The sequence below is a fragment of the Pseudomonas sp. ITEM 17296 genome, from assembly GCF_028895205.1.
Taxonomy (GTDB): Bacteria; Pseudomonadota; Gammaproteobacteria; order Pseudomonadales; family Pseudomonadaceae; genus Aquipseudomonas; species Aquipseudomonas kermanshahensis.
The window spans coordinates 1-385 of sequence record NZ_WJRS01000093.1 but is presented as its reverse complement, the minus strand read 5'-3'; the positions used below and the strand labels follow the sequence as shown (position 1 = coordinate 385).

The following is a 385-nucleotide window of genomic DNA, read 5'->3' as shown; positions in this document are numbered from 1 at the left end:
CAAAGACGCCGGTGAAATCGAGCTGGGTATCAAGTCCGCCGTCGATGTTGACGGTCGTGCCTTTGAAAACCTGCAGCTGGGCGATGCAGCCTCGGTCAAAGTCACCGACACCACCGACGATGTCGTGGCCAAGCTGACCGCTACGCCTTCGGTTACCGAAGGTGGTGCGATCACCTACACCATCACCCTGACCAACAAAGACGGTCTACCGATCGATAAACATTCGGCGCTGACTTTCACCTTGAGTGACGGCACCACCGTCATCACGGTTCCGGCCAACAGCACTACCGGTTTCACCACCGTGACTGCTCCGGACAACGTCTACGTCGGTACCAACGACGCGGTGATCAAATCGATCGCCACCGTCGACGGCGCGGATGTTGGC

1 protein-coding gene is annotated in these 385 nt (G+C 58.4%); it reads left to right on the top strand.

Going from position 1 to position 385, the window contains the following annotated elements:
- A partial coding sequence (locus GIB19_RS28200; protein ID WP_274888869.1) for an immunoglobulin-like domain-containing protein occupies nucleotides 1-385 on the top strand: 385 nt, incomplete at both ends.